General features: G+C 71.6%; 15 protein-coding genes. 6 read left to right on the top strand and 9 right to left on the bottom strand.

All coding sequences use genetic code 11. The features are described from left to right. Nucleotides 1-47 precede the first annotated feature (47 nt). Together Sru02f_RS17780 and Sru02f_RS17775 are read left to right on the top strand one after the other, a co-directional pair. Nucleotides 48-893 (top strand): RNA polymerase sigma factor SigF, encoded by an 846-nt coding sequence (locus Sru02f_RS17780; protein WP_109030871.1) that lies wholly within the window; start codon nucleotides 48-50, stop codon nucleotides 891-893. 151 nt (nucleotides 894-1044) lie between these two features. Beyond that, nucleotides 1045-1494 carry an ATP-binding protein gene (locus Sru02f_RS17775; RefSeq protein WP_167469401.1) on the top strand — a complete coding sequence of 150 codons (450 nt, stop codon included), beginning with the start codon at nucleotides 1045-1047 and terminating at the stop codon, nucleotides 1492-1494. Nucleotides 1495-1605: 111 nt separating this feature from the next. Here Sru02f_RS17775 and Sru02f_RS17770 read toward each other — a convergent pair whose 3' ends face one another. Both Sru02f_RS17770 and Sru02f_RS17765 read right to left on the bottom strand, forming a co-directional pair. Next, complete coding sequence (locus Sru02f_RS17770) at nucleotides 1606-1848, bottom strand: DUF5133 domain-containing protein (protein ID WP_109030996.1); 243 nt, start codon at nucleotides 1846-1848, stop codon at nucleotides 1606-1608. Between the two features lie 86 nt (nucleotides 1849-1934). Continuing rightward, nucleotides 1935-2318 carry an STAS domain-containing protein gene (locus Sru02f_RS17765; RefSeq protein WP_109030995.1) on the bottom strand — a complete coding sequence of 128 codons (384 nt, stop codon included), beginning with the start codon at nucleotides 2316-2318 and terminating at the stop codon, nucleotides 1935-1937. 183 nt (nucleotides 2319-2501) lie between these two features. Between Sru02f_RS17765 and Sru02f_RS17760 the strand changes: the two genes are divergently transcribed. Then, nucleotides 2502-2861 (top strand): helix-turn-helix transcriptional regulator, encoded by a 360-nt coding sequence (locus tag Sru02f_RS17760; RefSeq protein WP_164278989.1) that lies wholly within the window; start codon nucleotides 2502-2504, stop codon nucleotides 2859-2861. A 30-nt stretch (nucleotides 2862-2891) separates the two neighbouring features. Here Sru02f_RS17760 and Sru02f_RS17755 read toward each other — a convergent pair whose 3' ends face one another. The 3 genes from Sru02f_RS17755 to Sru02f_RS17745 form a co-directional block, all read right to left on the bottom strand. Further along, nucleotides 2892-4178, bottom strand: coding sequence for a PP2C family protein-serine/threonine phosphatase (locus tag Sru02f_RS17755; RefSeq protein ID WP_109030993.1), 1287 nt, complete (start codon nucleotides 4176-4178; stop codon nucleotides 2892-2894). Beyond that, nucleotides 4178-4981, bottom strand: coding sequence for an alpha/beta fold hydrolase (locus Sru02f_RS17750; RefSeq protein ID WP_109030992.1), 804 nt, complete (start codon nucleotides 4979-4981; stop codon nucleotides 4178-4180). The genes Sru02f_RS17755 and Sru02f_RS17750 overlap by 1 nt, the downstream gene beginning before the upstream one ends. 201 nt (nucleotides 4982-5182) lie before the next feature. After that, the gene (locus Sru02f_RS17745) at nucleotides 5183-6154 is read right to left on the bottom strand and encodes a pirin family protein (RefSeq protein ID WP_109030991.1); all 972 of its coding nucleotides are present in this window, start codon (nucleotides 6152-6154) and stop codon (nucleotides 5183-5185) included. A gap of 100 nt (nucleotides 6155-6254) precedes the next feature. Here Sru02f_RS17745 and Sru02f_RS17740 point away from each other — a divergent pair, with 100 nt between their 5' ends. From Sru02f_RS17740 to Sru02f_RS17730, 3 genes are all read left to right on the top strand, one after another. Further along, nucleotides 6255-6767: a carboxymuconolactone decarboxylase family protein gene (locus tag Sru02f_RS17740; protein ID WP_109030990.1), complete on the top strand. Its 513-nt coding sequence runs from the start codon at nucleotides 6255-6257 to the stop codon at nucleotides 6765-6767. 94 nt (nucleotides 6768-6861) lie between these two features. After that, nucleotides 6862-7698 (top strand): alpha/beta fold hydrolase, encoded by an 837-nt coding sequence (locus Sru02f_RS17735; RefSeq protein ID WP_373103473.1) that lies wholly within the window; start codon nucleotides 6862-6864, stop codon nucleotides 7696-7698. Nucleotides 7699-7707: 9 nt separating this feature from the next. Then, on the top strand, nucleotides 7708-8697 hold the full coding sequence (locus tag Sru02f_RS17730; protein ID WP_109030988.1) for a helix-turn-helix domain-containing protein: 990 nt from the start codon (nucleotides 7708-7710) through the stop codon (nucleotides 8695-8697). 174 nt (nucleotides 8698-8871) lie between these two features. Here the strand turns inward: Sru02f_RS17730 and aztD are convergent, their stop codons facing one another. Genes aztD through aztB form a run of 4 tightly spaced genes read right to left on the bottom strand, consistent with a single transcriptional unit; the run spans nucleotide 8872 to nucleotide 13173 of the window. Then, nucleotides 8872-10080 (bottom strand): zinc metallochaperone AztD, encoded by a 1209-nt coding sequence (gene aztD, locus Sru02f_RS17725; protein ID WP_109030987.1) that lies wholly within the window; start codon nucleotides 10078-10080, stop codon nucleotides 8872-8874. Continuing rightward, nucleotides 10077-11066 carry a zinc ABC transporter substrate-binding protein AztC gene (gene aztC, locus Sru02f_RS17720; RefSeq protein WP_109030986.1) on the bottom strand — a complete coding sequence of 330 codons (990 nt, stop codon included), beginning with the start codon at nucleotides 11064-11066 and terminating at the stop codon, nucleotides 10077-10079. The genes aztD and aztC overlap by 4 nt, the downstream gene beginning before the upstream one ends. Next, complete coding sequence (locus Sru02f_RS17715) at nucleotides 11063-12307, bottom strand: hypothetical protein (protein ID WP_109030985.1); 1245 nt, start codon at nucleotides 12305-12307, stop codon at nucleotides 11063-11065. The genes aztC and Sru02f_RS17715 overlap by 4 nt, the downstream gene beginning before the upstream one ends. A gap of 14 nt (nucleotides 12308-12321) precedes the next feature. Next, nucleotides 12322-13173, bottom strand: coding sequence for a zinc ABC transporter permease AztB (gene aztB / locus Sru02f_RS17710; protein WP_109030984.1), 852 nt, complete (start codon nucleotides 13171-13173; stop codon nucleotides 12322-12324). Nucleotides 13174-13188 lie beyond the last annotated feature (15 nt).

Genomic DNA, 13188 nt, shown 5'->3' with positions numbered 1-13188 from the left:
GCCGATTCGGCTGTCTGTGAGTGGGCAGCGAACCGGGAGGGCACATCATGACGACGACGACCGCGCGAGCCACCGACCATGCCACGACGGACATGCCGGAGATCGCGGACCCGTCCAAGGTGGCGCCCAGGGACGCGCGGGAGTTGTCGAAGCTGTTCTTCGAGCAGCTCACCGTGGTGGAGGAAGGCACCCCCGAGCACCAGTACGCACGCAACACGCTCATCGAGATGAACATGTCCCTGGTCCGCTTCGCGGCCGGCCGCTTCCGCAGCCGCGGCCCCGAAGAGATGGAGGACATCGTCCAGGTCGGCATGATCGGCCTCATCAAGGCCATCGACCGGTTCGAACTCACCCGCGAAGTCGAGTTCACCTCCTTCGCCGTGCCGTACATCGTCGGAGAGATCAAGCGGTTCTTCCGCGACACCTCCTGGGCCGTACACGTCCCCCGACGCCTCCAGGAAGCACGCGTCCAGCTCGCCCGCGCCACCGAGGAACTGCGCAGCCGCCTCGGCCGCACCCCCACCACCCAGGAACTCTCGGAACTCATGAGCCTGCCCGAGGACGAGGTCGTCGAGGCCCGACTCGCGGCCAACGGCTACAACTCCGCCTCCCTGGACGCGGCCATCAACGGCAGCGAGGACGGCGAATCCGCCCTCGCCGACTTCATCGGCACCGACGACGCCGCCCTCGCCCTGGTCGACGACTTCCACGCCCTCGCCCCCATGATCGCCGAACTCGACGACCGCGACCGGCAGATCATCCACTGGCGGTTCGTCGAAGAACTCACCCAGAAGGACATCGGCGAACGCCTCGGCGTCTCCCAGATGCACGTCTCCCGACTCATCTCCCGACTCCTCGCCCGACTGCGCGAAGGCATGCTCAGCACCACCTGAGCAGGACCCGGGACCTCGGACCCCGCTCTCCCACTGGTCGACGAGTACGGTGGCGACGGAAAGCGGGACCATCACAAGAACGACAAATGTTTCCATGGCGCGGGAGGCGTCGGCGCGCCGTGCACGGCTCGGGGGCAACGTGGCGGTTGGAATGAGTGAGACCGGACTGAACGGTTCGTCGATACAGCGGGCACCGGACGGTACCGGCCTGCGGAAGGTCTCGGTGACGTACCGGCGCGAGGCCATGTGCATCGCGGACGCCCGGCACTGCGCGACCGAGTACCTCACGATGTCGCGGCGTGGCCGACGGACCCCGTTGAGGGAAAGCTCGGCGGAGGCCGTCCAGCTGGTGGTGAGCGAGTTGATGACGAACGCGGTCAAGTACGGGTCCGGCCCCATCGAACTCACCCTGGAGTGCACGGAGGAGGCGGTGACCGTCACCGTGCGGGACAGCGACACCACCCTGCCGACTCCCAGGCCCGCCGACCCCGCAAGGGTCGGTCAGCACGGACTGGAGATCGTGGCGGCATTGAGTCAGGCCGTAGACATCCACCGCGAGCCGTCCGGCAAGCGCGTCTCCGCGCGGATCGCCCTCGATTAGCCCGGTGACCGGCTCGTCCGGGGTCCGGCGTGCGGCGTGCTGCTCGCCTCGGAACGCCGCCGAAGCGGAACGTCCCCCGTGGGCCGGGCGCCCCGGATGTCCGTTACCCGCTCACGCGGCCAGGGTCTCGCCCTCCACGGAGACGTCGGTGCGCTCGGCGTACCGTTCGAGCAGCGTGTCCGCCGCGCGCAGGGCCTGTTCGGCGGTGCGGGCCCCGGTCATCACGCACAGCGTGTAGGTGGCGTCCTCGAGGAGCCTGCTCGTGCAGCCGGTGGGACGCACGTCGTGGTCGATGCGCGCCTGGGCGAAGCGGGCCAGCACCGCGCGCAGTTCCTTCTCCGCCGGCAGGATCATCGGTGTCTTTCCTCTCCCGTCTCAAGCCTCGTATCCGCTTCCCCGAGCGACACGCCTCGCGTTCGGCCGGGGCTTGCATGCGGTGGTCACAGGGCGGCAGCGGCCTCTTCCACCGTCGCCCGTACCTTCAGGACGGCGTCGACGCCCGTGACCTGCAGGAGCCGCCGCACTTGCTGCGTCGGCGCGGCCATCCGGAAGTCGGTCGCCCGGTGGGTCAGGATCAGCAGGTTCAGCAACGAGGAGTCGGCGAAGGCGATGCCGGAAGCGTCCAGAACCACCTTCGGGCATTCCTCGGCCGCTGCTCTCAGCGCGACGGCCAACGGCTCGACCGAGCACATGTCGTACGAGCCCCGAGCGCTGACGACCCGGGCACCGTGCAGTTCGTACTGCGACTGCGTGGGTTGGTCCGTGACCGGGAGCCGGCTCCGGCCGGTGTGCGAGCACCCTGCGACCGCTTCATCCAAAGACACTCTCGGCCCCTCCTACGTCTCCCCTGGACAGAACACGTCACCTGTAGCGCGAAAAGTATGTCATGTATTTACCGTCGCGCAAAGACGGTTCCACGACTGCCCGCACCGACCGCCGACAGGCAGTCGTGCGACACATGTGTCACGTATAGAATGTCTCCCAAAGTACTCTCTAGGATGATGCGCATGGTTGAAGTGCCTGGATCTCACTCCGGATGGACGTTCGTCACCAACCACGCACGTGTGCTGGCCGCCATCGCCGACAATCCGAACGTGCGGATCCGCGACATCGCCGTCCACTGCAGACTCACCGAACGCGCCGTCCAGCGGATCATCTCCGACCTGGAGCAGGACGGCTACCTTTCGCACACCCGCGACGGGCGCAGCAACACCTACCGCATCGAACCGGACAAGGTCCTGCGCCACCCGGCGGAAGCGGGCCTGACCGTGGCCGCGCTGCTGTCCCTGCTCGTGCAGGACGAGACGGACCACGGACGGTCCGCCGGTCCGGCCTCCCGCACGTCTCCGTTCAGCACCGCGCGATAGGCAGGCCGCGCGGCCTGCGCACGCGGGAGGTCACGGGGCGGCTTCGCGCCTCGGGCCGGGGGCGGGGACGCCGAGGGCGAGGAGAGCGGTGTCGTCGTCCAGGCCGTCGCCGAAGCCGTCCAGCAGTGCGGTCAGGGCTTCCATCACGGCCTGGGGCGACTCGCCGGCGTGTGAGGCGGCCAGCGCACGCAGCGCCTCGTCCCCGTACCGAGCGGTGCTGTCCTCTCCCGTACGTGCTTCGGTCAGGCCGTCGGTGTACAGGAGGAGGGTGTCCCCGGGCCCGAGGGCCGTCGTGGCGGTGGCGAAGGAGGCCGTGGGCAGGATGCCGACGAGCAGCCCACCCGGCGTGGGCAGGAAGTCGGCCGTGCCGTCCGCGCGCAGGATCAGGGCCGAGGGGTGGCCGCCCGAGGCAAGGCGGACGGTGACTTTTCCGGAGGCGGTGTCCGGTTCCAGCGTGCCGAAGATCACGGTGCAGTAGCGCGGGTCGTCTCCGTTGTAGCGCTCGTGGAGCACCTGGTTGAGGGTTGTCAGCGCGGCGACCGGATCCGGGTCGTGCAGGGCCGCGGCGCGCAGGGTGTAACGGGTCAGCGAGGTGATCGCCGCGGCCTGCGGACCCTTGCCGCACACGTCACCGAGGAAGAAGGCGAAGTTCTTCCCGTGACTGGGGAAGAGGTCGTAGAAGTCGCCGCCGAGGCGGTCGGGGGAAGCGGTGCGGTAGTGCGCGGCCGCCTCCATCCCCGGCACCGACGGCAGATCCGCGGGCAGCAGCGACTGCTGGAGAACGGCCAGGGCGTCCTGGAGCCTGGCCCGGTCCCGTTCCGCCTGCTCGCGCGCCTGTTCCGCCGCCCTGCGGGCTCTGAGCAGTTCCTCTTCGTAGGAGCGGCGGTCGCGGGCGTCGAAGACGGTAGTGCGGATCAGCAAAGGTTCGCCGGTACTGCCGTGCTTCACGACGGAGGAGACCAGCACCGGCATGCGGCCACCGCCGGCCTGCTTCACCTCCAGCGCGATCCCGCTGATCTCACCCTGCATCCGCAGCAGCGGCGCGAAGTGCGTCTCGTGGTAGAGCTTGCCACCCACGGTGAGCAGGTCGGTGAAGCGCAGCCTGCCGACCACCCGGTCCCGCTCGAGGCCCAGCCACCCCAGCAGGGTGAGGTTGATCTTGGCGATGGTGCCGTCCATCAGCGTGGACAGGTACCCACAGGGCGCGTGCTCGTAGAGTTCCTCCGCGCTGTCCTCCAGCAGGGAGGCGAACGCCGCGCTCGCCTCCCCGTTGTCCGGGTCGGAGGGGTCGGGCTCGTCGTGCCCGGTGCGGCACATCACTGCAGTCGCACCAGGAATTCGGTGATCGCCGCGTTGGTCGCCTCGGGCGCGGACAGCTGCGGACAGTGCCCGGTGGCGTCCAGTGTGACCAGGGTCGAGCCGGCGATGGCCTGGTGCACGAAGGCGCCGACCTCCCGGGGCGCGATGACGTCCTGGACGCACTCCAGCACCAGCGTCGGCACCCCCACCCCTTTGAGGTCCTGCCGCGAGTCCGACAGGAACGTGGTCCGGGCGAAGATCCGGGCGATGTCCGGGTCCGTGGCGCAGAAGCTGTTCTTCAGCTCCTCGCCCAGCTCCGGCCGGTCGGCGTTGCCCATGATGACCGGTGCCATCGTCGCCGACCAGCCCAGGTAGTTCGACTCCAGGGAGGCAAGCAGCTCGTCGATGTCCTCGGCGCTGAAACCGCCGCGGTAGCCTTCGTCGTCGATGTAGCAGGGAGACGGCGCGACCATCACCAGTGCTCCGATCCGCGACGGCACCCTCCCGGCGGCGAGCACACCGATCATCGCGCTCACGGAGTGACCGACGAAGACCGCGTTGCGCAGGTCGAGCTCTTCGCAGATCTCCACCACGTCCGTGGCGTAGCCGTCCAAGGACGCGTAGCGCTGCTCGGAGAAGACGGACAGGTCGGAACGCCCCGAACCCACGTAGTCGAAGAGCACCACCCGGTAGTCGTCGGCCAGAGCCGGCACGGTGTGCCGCCACATGTTCTGGTCACAGCCGAACCCGTGCGCGAGCAGCACCGTACGCCCCATCGGGTTGCCCGTGACCGAGACGTTGTTCCTGCGCTTCACGTCCATGTATCCACCTTCTCAGGTTCCCCCGCCCTTCCGGCGGCGGGACGGTCGCCCCGCGACCCAGCCGCCGTCTTCCCTGCGCAGGCACATGCACACGCCGGACGCCCCCTCATTCCCGCCACCGCTCCCCTGCGACTGCGCTGGGCGGGCGTCCTGCGCCGTTCTCCTCGACGGGCCCGACGTACGGTCGGGCGGCACTCCCGGTCAGCGCCTGTTCCGCCGCGGCTTCAGGGGTACGTTCGGCAGCTCCGGCGCGGGCAGTGGGGAACCGTCGTAGCCGTGCACCTCGCCGAAACGGTCGCCGTTCGTCCAGTCCTCGCGGGCCCGCACGATCTCGTCGTGGGACCGGCCGACGAAGTTCCACCACATGATGATCTCCTCCGGGAAGGGAGGACCGCCCAGCACCAGCAGTCGGGCGGCGGCCGGTGCCTGGTTCGTCAGGGTGAGGGTCCGTCGTCCCGGGGCGGCGTACGCCAGTTCGGCGGGGCGCACGACCGTGCCGTCGAGGCGTACGTCGCCGCTGTCGACGAGGACGCCGTGCTCGAAGCCGGGGTCGACGTCGAGGGTCACGGTGGCGCCCGGGGCCAGGGTCACCTCGGCGCCGAGCAGGGGCGTGAAGGTGCCGACCGGCGAGGTGTCCCCCGCGAGCGAGCCGAGGAAGACGCGTGCCTCGCCGCCGTCCAGGGCCACCGGGGCGGGGACGTGGTGCTGGAAGGCCGGAGCGGTGTCGCGGTGCTCCGAGGGCAGCGCCACCCAGAGCTGGACGCCGTGCAGGACCGCGGTGTCCGGCGTGGACACCTCGGAGTGGCTGATGCCGTGACCGCCCGTCATGAGGTTCACCTCGCCCGGCCTGACGAGCGCGTGGCTGCCCACGCTGTCCCGGTGCTCGATCTCCCCGCTGAACAGCCAGCTGACCGTCTGGAGGCCGATGTGCGGGTGCGGGGCCACGTCCATGCCGCCGGACCGCGAGACCTCGTCGGGACCGTAGTGGTCGGCGAAGCACCAGGCTCCGATCAGCGTCCGGGCCCGCTGCGGCAGGGTGCGGCGCACCGTCATCGCGCGCGGTCCGCCGAGCGGGACGTCCCGCGCCGTGAGGATCTCCACGCCGGCGGCGGGCGCCCCGTCCTCCCCTGCCCCGCACCTGACTTCGGCGGGGTGCGTCTCCGTGTTGCTCACCGCTCGGTCCTCCCACTCGCCCCTGAAAGTTTCAATTTCAACTTCTATGGTTCGATGATAGGACGTGAGAAACGGTATCGCGCGACGGAGGACACCCCACATGACACAGACGCCTGTACGCACCGACGCAGGCACCCCTGGAGGCACCGGCGAACGACGTGTGTTCGTCGACAAGCAGAGCCCGGAGGCCTACGCGGCGCTGCGTGCCACGGCGGAGGCGGTCCGGGGCGTCGCCGAGGCGGCCGGGCTCGACCGGATCCTCGTGGAACTGGTCAACATCCGCGTCTCGCAGCTCAACGCCTGTGCCTACTGCCTCAACGCGCACACCAGGGCCGCGCTGCGCGGCGGCGAGACCACCCAGCGGCTCGGCGTGCTGCCGGCCTGGCGCGACACCGAGCTGTTCTCGCCCAGGGAACGCGCCGCGCTGGCCCTCGCGGAGGCCACCACGCATCCCGCCGACGCGGGGGCGCAGAGCGCCGCGTACACCGAGGCGCGGAGTGTCCTGTCGGACGACGAGATCTCCGCCGTGATCTGGGTGGCGATCAGCATCAACGCCTTCAACCGGGTCTCCGTACTGAGCAAGCATCCGGTGCGCGGCACCCCGCACGCCTGACCGTCGGCGGGGGGGGCGGCCGGAGCGGCGGGTGCGGCCGGAGCGGGGACATTCGTACAAGACCCGTGTCCGGCACCGGGCGCACCCTTGCGGCATGAGTCAGTACGACAACCGTCTCCCGCACGGCATGCACGTGGTCCACGACGGCCCGCCGCAGGCGCCGCCCGTCCTGCTCATCCACGGTTCCGGCGCCTCCGGCGCGTCGTGGAACCGGGTGGTCCCGGCGCTGGCCGAGCACCGTCGCGTCCTGCGCGTCGACCTCCCCGGCTGCGGCAAGTCGCCGCCCACCCCGTCGTACGACGTGCCGCTGCAGGCGGGTCGGTTGGCGGCGCTCCTGGACGACCTCGGCCTGCGTTCGGTGACCGTGGCCGGCCACTCCAGCGGCGGCTACGCCGCCACGGCGCTCGCGGAGCGGCGACCCGACCTGGTGGGCGGCCTCGCCCTGGTGAGCACGGGCCCGGATCTGGACGCGCTTCTTCCGCAGCCGGTGATCCTCCGGCTGCTGCTGGCCCCGCCCTTCGGCCCGCTCCTGTGGCCGCGGCGCACGGACGCGATGCTCCGCAAGGCGATCGCCGCGACGGCCGCCGGTCCCCTGGAGGTCCCGGCCGAGATGATCGACGACGTGCGGGACATCTCGTACCGCTCCTTCAGGACGGTGGCCCGCGGGAACACGGCCTACCTCGCCGAGCGCGGCGTACCCGAACGCCTCGCCGCCCTCACCGTCCCGGTGCTGGTGCTCTTCGGTGCCGCCGACCCGCGCTGGGACCCGGCGTCGGCGCACCGGTACGAGGCCGTACCGAACGCGCGGCTCGAGCTGCTGCCGGGCGTCGGGCACCTGCCGCCGCTGGAAGCGCCCGGCCCGACCGGCGAGTCGCTGCTCCGCTTCACCGCCCGGGACGCGGACCTCCCGGCCGTCGGCCCCGAGACCTAGACTGGCGGCGTGTTGTCCACCGGGACACCGACCGGCGCGTCGGCCCCCGCATCTGCCGACGCACCGACCGGGGCGCCGCCGGACTGGTCGATCGTGGACGTCGCGGTCCCGCGTCCCTCGGCCCGGCTCGCCGGGGTCGGGATGGCCGGGTTCAGTCAGCACGTGTCCGCCTTCGTGGACATGGCCATGGTCGCGCATCCGTCCGTCACCCTGCTCATCGACCTGAGCGACGGCGACGGCATCCTGTACAGCGCCCGGGACCGGCACGGGCACGGCAGCTTCGTCGTCGGGCTCGCTCCGGGCGGCCTCAGGGCGGCGGGCCGCGTCGGCACGTGCCTGCAGATCCGGCTGGAACCGGCGGTGGCGGCCGCGGTGCTCGGTCCGTCGGCGGGGCTCGGCGGGAGGGTGGAGTCGTTCGAGGACGTCTGGGGCCGTGAGGCGGGGCGGGTCCAGGACGAGCTGCGCGCCGCCGGGTCCTGGGACGAGCGGTTCGCGCTCGCGGCGGACGTCCTCCGCCGCCGCACGGCGGACCGGCCTCCGGTCGATCCGGAGGTCGCCCACACCTGGGGCAGGACGCTCGCGGGCCGGGGGCGCGTACGGGTCGAGGGTCTGGCCGAGGAGGTGGGCTGGAGCCGCAAGCGGCTGTCGGCCCGCTTCCACGCCCAGCTCGGCATCACGCCCAAGCGGGCCGCCCGGCTGGTGCGGTTCGACCATGCCGCCCATCTGCTCGCGGCCGGCCTGGCCCCGGCCTCGGTCGCCTTCGAGAGCGGCTACGCCGACCAGTCCCACCTGCACCGGGAGGTCAAGGAATTCACCGGCCTCACTCCCACGGCCGTGGCCGGCGCGCCGTGGCTCGCGATCGACGACGTCGCCTGGCCGGGCTCGTCGCCGGCGCGGTCCGTGAGCGCCACGGCGTCCGCGGGGTCCGCCCCGCGCCGAATGGCACGGCCCGGCCGTGCGTGGAATCGTGGACGGACGCCATGGACGGATGCGCACTGACACGGAACGCGCACCGATCGGACGTCTTCCGAAGGAGGCACGCATGTCCTCGAAGCGACGCCGGAAGAAGAAGGCACGCCGCAATCACCCGGCCAACCACGGACGGCGGCCCCAGTCCTAGGGCGGCTGTTCGGTACGTCCCCCCGGCACCCGCGGTGCCGGGGGACGCGCCCGTCAGTGGCCCGCGACCGTTCCGGACAGCTCGTTGGTGCCCTGCGGCAGGGTCACCGAGGTTCGCTTCCCGGATTCGAGGTCGATGGCGTGCACGGCCTTCTTGCCCGGTTCGGACACGTAGGCGGTGTGGTCGCGGACGAACAGGGTGGGCCGGGCCTGCTGCCAGTCCAGGGGTTCCTGCCACTCCCCCACGGCGGGGATCTTCTTCTCGACCGTGCCCTTGTCCGGATCGACGACGTGGATGGCGCCGTCGGTCCCGAGGACGAGCGCCTCGCCGTGCGGTCCGCGGGCGAGGGAGCGGAAGGAGTAGCTGGTGCCCAGCTCGACCAGGCGGAGCTTCGCCGTCTCGGTGTCGATCAGGGAAATGCGGGTCGGCCGTTCCAGCTCGGCGTCCGGGTCGGTCTTGTAGTCGCCGAGGAGCACGGGGGACGCGTCGCTGCCCGCCTGGTTGCCGGTGCGGCCGTAGTCGTCGGGGGCGTCGACCTTGGTGAACCCGCCCTCCTTGTAGATCAGGACGCCGTCCTCGCAGCCCAGGGCGATCGCCTCGCCGCGGGCGGCCGCCTCGCCGTGGACGCCCGGGCAGTTCTCGCTGCGGGCGATCTCCTTGCCGTTCTTGTCCAGCACCAGGGCGCCGGTACGCTTCTCCTCGTCCCCCAGGGTGGTGAGGAGCCGGCCGTCGCTCAGCTCGATGGCGACGCCGTGGTGGGCCTCGGCCGACCTGTAGGTGCGCCCGTCCGGCTTCTCGCCGGTGCCCAGGTCGGCCGGCGCGAAGACGTTGACCTCACCGGTGCCGTCGGTGAAGAGCACGGTCTTCCCGGCGTGGCGCACGACGTGGCCGGGCTTGGCGCCCTTGTACTCGATGTCGGTGAGGGCCTGCCGAGTGGCGTTCAGCAGTCGGAAGCCGCTGTCGGTGGAGACGACCACGTGGTCCTTGTCCCCCGCGGGGTTGACGCGGTTGAAGCCGGGCAGGTCGATGGTCCTGGTGAGTTCGAGGCTCTTGCCGTCGAGGATGTACAGGCCGCCGTCGAAGGTGGCCACCAGGGGATCCCGCACCGAGGCCGCGGGTGTCGCCGACGCGGGGTTCCCGTCGCCCTTGGAGGCGGCGTCCGACGAGGAGGTGTCGCCGCCGCCGCAAGCGGTGAGGACCGCGGACACCGCCAGGGCGAGTGCCGTCCCCGTGACGGCCCTGTTGCGTATGGACGTGTTCAACTGTGCGTTCCTTTCGGGCTGCCGACGGTCAGTCCGTCGGTCATGGCGGTGGTGTTGGCGCGCATCATCTGCAGGTAGGTGGCGGCGCCCTCGTTCTCGGCGGTGAGGGACTCGGAGTACAGCTCCACGACCCGTACGCCGTCGCCGAGTTCGGCGCTCAGGACCTCGGCGAGCCGCTTGGGCCGGGAGGAGTCGGCGAAGACCGTCCGGACCCCGGCCCGCTCCATGGCCCTGGTGAGCGAGCGCAGGTCGGAGGAGCTGGGGGAGGCCAGCGTCGTGCCGCTGGGTATCACCGCGCCGATGACGCGGAAGCCGAAGCGGTCGGCGAGGTAGCCGAAGACGTGGTGGTTGGTCACCAGGTTGCGCCGGTCCTCGGGCACCCGGTCGAAGGACTTCTCCATGAAGGCGGTGAGGTCGGCGAGTTGCTCGTCGTACTCGGCGGCGTTGGCCCGGATCGCGTCGTGGTCCACGCCCGACACGTGCTCGCTCACGCGGTCGGCGATGAGTCCGGCGGCCGTGCGCACACGGTCGGGGTCGGTCCAGAAGTGCGGGTCGGGCCGGCCCGACTCCCCCTCGGGTCCGCCGTCGTCACCGGAGTGGAAGGTGAGCGGGTCGACCGCCCTGCCGACCTCGAAGGTCGCCACACCCGCCTCGCGGGCGGCGTCGACGTGCCGCAGGACGTTCTCCTCCAGACCGAGTCCGTTGAAGACGACGAGGTCCGCGCGTTCCAGCTGGGCGGCCTGCACGGCCGACAGTCCGAAGGAGTGCGGGTCCGCGTTGGGCTTCATCAGGACCGTGACCTCCGCCTGGTCGCCCACGACCTGGCGGGTGATGTCGCCCAGGATGTTGGTGGTCACGACGATGCGGGGTTGTTCGTCCGTGGCGGAGCAGGCGGTGGCGGTGGCGGCCGCGACCAGGGCGAGCAGTCCCACCAGCAGGCGGCGCAGCCGTGCCATCCGGATGCGGGTGCGTACCGTCCCCCTCATCGGCCGGTCTCCGCCATCAGCACCGGTTCGATGTCGAGGCCGAAGGAGCGCGCGACGCGCAGGGCGTCGTTGTAGTCGATCTCGTACACGCGTTTACCGGTGCGGTCGTTGACGTAGGCGCGGCTGCGGTCGACCTCGACGACCGGTGCTGCCGCGCCGGCGGGGCTCTTCGCGGTCCCGGTCAGGAGGGGCTCGGTCCGAGCCGTGTGCCTGCCGGTGGCGATGTCGTAGCCGTGCAGTGCGCCGTCGGTCTCCAGGACGAGGAGCGGTGAGCCCTCGCCGGCGGTGTTGGCCGCCAGGACCGGGCCGGTCCTCACCCGGGTCCACTCGCGGTCGGTGACGTCCAGGACCCAGACGGCCCGCTCGCCGGCGGGTGCGGTCAGCGTGTCGCTGCCGGCCCGGTGGCGGAAGGCCGTGGCCCGTTCCTTCTCGGGCACGTCCTGCCCGTACGGAATCCTCTCGGCCGTGAACGTCCCGTCCTCGGCGCTCACGAGCAGGGCCCCGTCGGCGCACCCGAGGACGACGCCGCGGCGGGTGACGGCGTCGCCGCTGGGCCGCTCGCACGTCGCGTCGGGCGAGGCGACCCGGCGGCCCGCGCGGTCGTACACGGCGACCTTGGCGGACTCGTCGTCCCCGTCGAGCGCGACCAGGTGCTCCTCGTACGGGACGACGGCGCCGGCGTGCACACCGTCGAGCGTCCGGGCGGGCCCCACCTCGCCCTTCTCCAGCGCCGTCCGGTCGTACAGCGTCGTCCGGCCGTCCGGGTCGGTCGCCGCGGTCACCGCGGCGTCGCTGCGGATCTCGGCGCCGCGGCCGCCCGGCAGGTCGCCGACGTCGCGTATCGCCGCCCGGTAGTAGTGCACGTGGTCGCCGTGGTCCACCGTCCAGGAACCGCCGTCGACCACGTGCGTGCCGTGGTCGGTGTGGAAGAAGCCGAAGCGGCCGTCCGTGCTCAGCCCGTCGGCGCCGGTCACCGGCGCGCTCTCGTGCACCTTGCCGGTGACGAGGTCGAGCACCCGGCTCGCGCCGGTGCGGGGGGCGCCGAGGATCAGCCGGGACTGCTCCTCGGCCGCTTCGTGCGCTCCTTCGACGTAGCCGTGCGGGGTGGCGGACGACTCGGTCGCCGCGGGCTCCCGCCCGTCGTCCGACTGCTCCGAACAGCCCGTGGCGAGCAGTGCGGCGCTGAGGACGAGTGCGGTCGGGAGCCGGCGGGTGGGGTTTCTGCGGACGGTCGGTTCCATCGCCTCGGATTCCTTCAGTCGACTGTCGGGTGGGGGGTGGCGGGGCGCGTACGGAGGTGCCGCAGGCCGGACGCCGTGTGGGAGAGGAAGAACAGGGCCACCGCGACGGCCGAGACGGTCGCGCCGGCGGCGGTGCTCAGGTGCCAGGACAGGAGCAGCCCGCCGAACGTGGCGACGACGCCGAGGAGTGCCGCGAGGGCCATGACGCCGCGGACGCCGCGCGCCCAGGGCAGGGCCGCGGCCGGCGGCGCGATGAGCAGGCCGAGGACGAGGAGCGTGCCGACGATGTGGAAGGAGGCCACGATCGCGAGGCCCAGCAGGACGAGGAGCACCGCGTGGGCGAGCCGCGGGCGCAGCCCGAGGGTGTGGGCCTTGCGCGGGTCGAACGCGAGGGCGAGGAAGGCCCGGTGGCCGAGCACGGAGACGAGCAGCGCCACCAGCAGGGCCCCGCCCAGTACGAGCAGGTCCTGCTCGCGGACGGCGAGGACGTCGCCGAAGAGGATGCCGGTCAGGTCCACGGCGAAGGACTGCGAACGCGACACGATGATCACGCCGAGCGAGAGCATGCCGACGAAGAGCAGGCCGATGCCGGTGTCCTGGGAGAGTCTCGGGGTGCGCCCGAGCGCGGTGACGCCCGCGGCCATGACGGCAGCGCTGGCCACCGCTCCCAGCAGCAGGTTGCCGCCGAGCAGGGCGGCCAGCGCCACCCCGGGCAACAGCCCGTGGGACATGGCGTCGCCCAGGAAGGCCATCCCCCTGAGCACGACCCAGGTGCCGGCCAGGGCGCAGATGGCGGACACCAGGATGCCGCCCCACAAGGCTCTTTGCACAAACGTCACTTCGAACGGGGCCGTCAACCAATCCATGCGGAGGACACTACA

The organism is Streptomyces rubrogriseus (assembly GCF_027947575.1).
Taxonomy (GTDB): Bacteria; Actinomycetota; Actinomycetes; order Streptomycetales; family Streptomycetaceae; genus Streptomyces; species Streptomyces rubrogriseus.
This window is presented reverse-complemented; position numbering and strand designations above follow the sequence as displayed.